This window comes from Nostoc sp. CALU 1950 (genome assembly GCF_051172895.1).
In the GTDB taxonomy this organism is placed as follows: domain Bacteria; phylum Cyanobacteriota; class Cyanobacteriia; order Cyanobacteriales; family Nostocaceae; genus Nostoc; species Nostoc edaphicum_A.
On record NZ_JBDNJQ010000275.1, the window covers coordinates 1 to 5209 of the forward strand.

General features: G+C 45.3%; 3 protein-coding genes. 2 read left to right on the forward strand and 1 reads right to left on the reverse strand.

The annotated features are described in order from the left end of the window. The first annotated feature begins 229 nt into the window (after positions 1-229). Positions 230-904: a HupE/UreJ family protein gene (locus ABF638_RS36535; RefSeq protein ID WP_435027644.1), complete on the forward strand. Its 675-nt coding sequence runs from the start codon at positions 230-232 to the stop codon at positions 902-904. A gap of 459 nt (positions 905-1363) precedes the next feature. On the opposite strand, the gene ABF638_RS36540 is transcribed toward ABF638_RS36535, so the two are convergent. Beyond that, positions 1364-4483 carry an MFS transporter gene (locus ABF638_RS36540; protein ID WP_435027645.1) on the reverse strand — a complete coding sequence of 1040 codons (3120 nt, stop codon included), beginning with the start codon at positions 4481-4483 and terminating at the stop codon, positions 1364-1366. Positions 4484-4756: 273 nt separating this feature from the next. Between ABF638_RS36540 and ABF638_RS36545 the strand changes: the two genes are divergently transcribed. Beyond that, on the forward strand, positions 4757-4951 hold the full coding sequence (locus ABF638_RS36545; protein WP_435027646.1) for a hypothetical protein: 195 nt from the start codon (positions 4757-4759) through the stop codon (positions 4949-4951). The last annotated feature ends 258 nt before the right edge of the window (positions 4952-5209 follow it).

A 5209-nucleotide genomic window follows, 5' to 3' on the forward strand; every position in this document is an offset into this window, starting at 1 on the left:
ATCGGTCTTTTGTAGAGACGGCGATTCATCGCGTCTTTTGCCTTAACCGAACCGTATTGTCCTATATCTTCAACCACTGATTCAGTGTACTTGCTGAGTAAGTTCTAATTTACTCAGCCCTGAATACTGAGTCAGATGAAGCTAGTACCATCTAGCGTAATTACCACGTTAGTTTTTTGGAGTAAGTGGGTAGTATAAATTACCGAAAAAACTAATTTGGCATATAGTGATGTTCAAAACTAAATTATCACCATTCCGTACTTCACGAGAATTTTATACCTCGAATTTAATGCATCGCCATATTGGGGCGATCGCAGTTCTACTTTTAATTAGCTTGCTGAGTTCATTAACTGGAACACCAGTTGACCATACCATCTCTAACTACTGGGAAGGCTTTCTCTGGGGACTAGCAGACCCAGTAATTGGCTTGGATTGTTTAGTTGGTATTGTTGCTATTGGCTTACTATCATCTGTGTTTACTCGTGGCGCTGTGATACTTGGATGCTTTGTCTTAGCAACAGTTTTGGGCATTGTAATTCATCTATCCCAGCTAAATTTTCCAGGTGCAGAAATAGCGATCGCTATTTCTACCATCATTTTTAGTACTATGCTGATGATGCCAAATCAACCAAACTTTGTGGTACTTGCTCTCATGGGCATCAGTGCTGGTTTATTTCAGGGTTACACTGTTGCTGAATCTATTATTGGGGCAGGAACGATACCATTAATTGCCTATATAGTAGGTATGACCTTAACTCTGTTTGCAGTTGCCATGAGTGCCAGACAAATTGGTACTGCAATGGGTATGGGAGAAATCAACCGAACTTTACCCTGGAAAATTACCATTGCTGGTTTCGCTTTATGTGCGATCGGCATTGTGTTTTTGAGCAATTCAGTTATTTAAATAATATATTTCAATTCAGTGGAATACATTTATTCGTGGGGGCGTACACCTAGCTGTGCGCCCCCACTACGTATTAAAACTGGAACAAAGCTGTAGGGGTAATTCATGAATTACCCCTACAGCATATAGTTTTGCGTAAGTCCCAATACCAATTTGAAAAAAGAATGCGACAAATAGACCATTTGTAGAGACGCGATTCATCGCGTCTTTACCCAAGGATGTGTTGCAATCATTAATTTAACGTGAGTTCGACAAGTCTTATTTGACCTCTCCCCCAACCCCTCTCCGACACGGAGAGGGGAGCAAAAAGCTCAATTTTTCGTTGCTCCTCCCTTTCCGTTTCGGAGAGGTAGGTTGGGAGGGAGAGGTTCATCGAACTCACCTTAATTTAATTGGTATAAATACAAAAAAGCCTCCCATATCGGGAGGCTTAAAAGTTAGCGGAGACAACTTGTTAAACTACAGCCTCACTACAGCGATCGCTCCTCCTAATGCAGAGAAAATTGCGGAGACGAGTGCTGTGGCAAACAGCCACCAAGCTGCTGTAGCTGCGGCTTTGCGGGTTTCTTCTGCTTGCCGCTGTGCTTGATGCTTTACCTGTTCTAGGCGGCGTTGGGCTTCGTGCTGTATGCGTTCTGCACGTTGTAATACTGTGTTGCGGGCCCGTTCAATTTGGTCGATGATCCGGTTGGCATCTTCCTCGGAGATGTCCTCACGAGAACTCATAATTGCCACTAGGGTATCACGGTCAAAAGAAGACAGGCGATCGCGCAGAGCATCAAATCCCGCCTGGGGATCGTCAAAAAATGTGCGAACATCGTGCTTGATACTGTCATAGTTAAGTTCCGGGCGATCCAAGGAGTTGAGGTAGTTGCGAATGCGGGCAAAAACCCCGTCAATTGCATCTTGAATGCCTCGTTGAATACTCCGCACTTGTTCTACAAATTGATCCCTTACAGATACAATATTGTCGGCAATCCGCGCCGCTTCTTCATCAGAAATATCTTCCCGAATTTTCAGCAGGGCGATGATGGTAGAACGGTCAAAATGGGAAAGGCGATCGCTAAAACTTTCCACCCCGACTCGTGGATCATGCAACAATAATTGCAAGTCGCGTTTGATACCTTCAGGATTGAGTTCTTCTTTGCCTGTTTGGCGCAGATACTCTTCCACATAACCTTTGAATGTTTCCACTCTTTGCTGTGTACGGGTAGCAAGGCGACGAGGCGCACGTACAAAGTTGCGAATCGAAGTTTGGGTGGAATCAATGATTTCATTGACTTGTTGTTCACTCAAATCTTGACGTTGACTGAGCAACTTCACTAGTGTATCCCGGTCTACCTGCGACAACCGACGGCGTAGTGCTACGGTTCCCTCTTTGGGATTTTCAAATAATCTGGTCAAATCTCGCTGAATACCCTCTGGATTCAGTTCTTGTTTCCCAGTATTCCGGAGATAATCTGCGATCGTGGTGGTAACAGAGTCGTATTGCTCTTTCGCTTTATCTGCTAAAGCTTGGGGTGTGTGGCGAATACTATGCCATGACTCTTCGGCAGCATTGATGATTTGATTAATTTGATCTTCACTCAAATCTTCCCGCTGATTCAACAATTGCACCAAAGTATCGCGGTCAAAGCGAGACAAACGTGCCCGAATTGAGGTGATTCCACCTTGGGGATCTTCCAGTAACTTTTTGAAGTCGGCGCGGATGGCATCAGGATTCAGTTCTGATTTTCCGGTGTTACGCAGATATGATTCTACATTCAGCCACAGGGTTTCTGCTTGATATTGTGCCTGTTCAGCTAGTCCTTTGGATTCTACCAAGACGCGATCGCGTTGTTTTTCCAACTCATCCAGAATGGTGTCTACTTCATACAGTTGGACATCATTACGTTGCAGCAATATCTCCCGAATTTCCTGCCTTTCAATCTGCGCCAGTCGCAAAGTCAGGGTTTCATAATCTGCCTCTGGGTCTTGCAACAGTGGTTTGAAATTCTGCTCAATGCCTTCGGCTGTGAAATCTGCTTTTGGAGTAACAAGCAGATAACTTTCCACTGCGCGTTGCAAGTCTTGGACTATCTCTCTTTCTTCGATCGCTCTCACTGTCACTAGCACTTCTTGGCGGACAGTTTCTAACCGATCGGCAATGCGCTGAATTTGTCCTTGGGTGAGCAATCCCCGCTGTTGGAGGATTTTGACGAAATCATTCCGAGATAGTCGTTCTAGTTCCCTGCGGACGATTCCAGGGTCAGCTGCTGGGTCGTAGATGACATCATGAAATTCCTGGGTGATTTTTTCTGGACTTAGTTGCCAAGCATAAGTGTTGTACAGGTAATTTTCAACATCAGCCCGAATTGGACTATAAGGTTGCGATGGTGTTGGCAACCCTAACTTATCTGCTTCTTGGGTGACTTTATCTTTGGCGCTGGTGAGGCTACGCAAGATTTTTTCCACATCCAAATCAGATAAATCTGTTCGTCCCAATACCACTCCGGTTAAGGCAGATAGTCCTTGCTGGAGTGTACTTTGAATTGGCCCCGTAGCTGCTTTTTGGTCAGATCCTTTCGAGCCACGAGTTTCTGCAACTAACCGATCCAGCTTGGCGTTGAGTTCATCTGTCTTGCTTTGTCCTGGTGGAAGTGATTTCAGATAATCGATTAACTCACCCAAACGGTCTTCCGTGGGTGGTTGCTGACTTACCACTTGTTGCCAAACTTTATACAACGTATCAGCAATGCGGCTAACATCTTTTTTGGAAAGGTCAGTGCGGCTGCTGACTAACTCGATAAACTTTTGGCGGTCGATGTTGCGGATATCTGGAGTCCCTGCGATCGCTTTTAATTGCGGATCGTTGAGTAAATTTTCAAAATCACTCCGAATCTTTGACACATCGAGTTCTGGAGGACGGATCTTTTCTAAGTAATCTTCAATGTTTTCCCGGATACTCACGGGGTCGATGCCGCTTCCTAATTCCCGACGGATAGCGGCGGCGGCGGCTTCAGCTGTCGCGACCACTTGGTTATTCACAGCTTTTGCACCCAGTGCGGCGGTAGCAGTCCCCATAATCGCCTGAAAGCCGGAAGTTGCCGTATTGACGACTGAGCCAATTAAGGAGCCTACTGTGGTGGAACTTACCCAAACGAGAATTAAAAAGTAAGCACCCCAAATCACCAAACCAAGAATCGCTCCCAATCCTGGATCTAAGATTACTAGGCTCAATTTTACTGCGAGGAAAGAAGCGATTAATAAGGCGATCGTCACAGTGATTAATGTCCAAATCCCCACTGCTGTGCCGATTTTGCGAATGCTGCCACCCAAACTTCCCACTTCCCCATCATCTGAATCCGAATCAGATGAGTGCCCCAGGTAGGAAATACCGGCTGCAAGGGAGAGATTAGTTAGAACTAATTGGAAAGCAAAGGCTAGAATCACGCCGGAGATTAAAGCCACAAAGAAGCGCGGCCCGGAAACGAGAGCCGATGCCTGTGCTGGTGTGACGTTTGAGGATTCTGCTGGAATCTGTGCCACCCACAATAGTGGTTTGTAGAGTCCCAGCATGATTTCCGTACTTTGGAACATTGTATTTCCTTCTTCTAAGGTTTAAATTTGGGGGAATTAAGATTTTCTTGAGAAGCAACTCTTAGTATTTATGTTTGTTCCTATGGCAATACCTAACTCTTTAGATCAGAATCGTAGAATTTAGCTGTTTAAAGCATCCATCCAAAGGCTGAAACCCTCATCCAGCGCAAGATATAACTTTTCTTATCTCTTGGCAAAAAACTTCATCTAATTGGCAGATAAGATTATGTATATATCGCTAATTTATAATTTTTAATTACTTCTTTATAGCGATTGATTGTACATGAATTAAAAGCTTTAAGTAGGTGGGCGCAATTAAAGCTCACTGGTGTCCGCGTAGCGGCGACCACAGGAGAAGGCTGTCATTTGTCCTACCCTGCGGGTACTCCTTCGGAGAACTCGAAGAGTAGCCGCTGGCGCGTCTATGTCATTGGTGAGCCACTGCGTTGGACGGGTTCTCCGGCTTAAAGCAAGTGGCGTCATTAGTAAGGACTTTAAGCCTATTTACGTTTCGTAATATACTTGGGTTTTTCCGCGCCAACTTACTTACCGAAGAAAGGCAGATAGCGCAGCGTTAGCGAGTCCGCGAGCGTCGGGCAGTTCGAGCTTAGGGACTTCCAAGAAATAAATTATCCAATCTTGTGGGGTGAGCATCTTGCCCGCCCTATGAACGGGCAAGATGCCATTGGTGTCAAGTTAAAGCAGATGCCCAGATGTCAAGCGACC

Bases quoted from the DNA above. Each gene is read 5' to 3' on its own strand.
- ABF638_RS36535 (WP_435027644.1), top strand. From the start codon at position 230: ATGTTCAAAACTAAATTATCACCATTCCGTACTTCACGAGAATTTTAT.
- ABF638_RS36540 (WP_435027645.1), bottom strand. From the start codon at position 4,483: ATGTTCCAAAGTACGGAAATCATGCTGGGACTCTACAAACCACTATTG.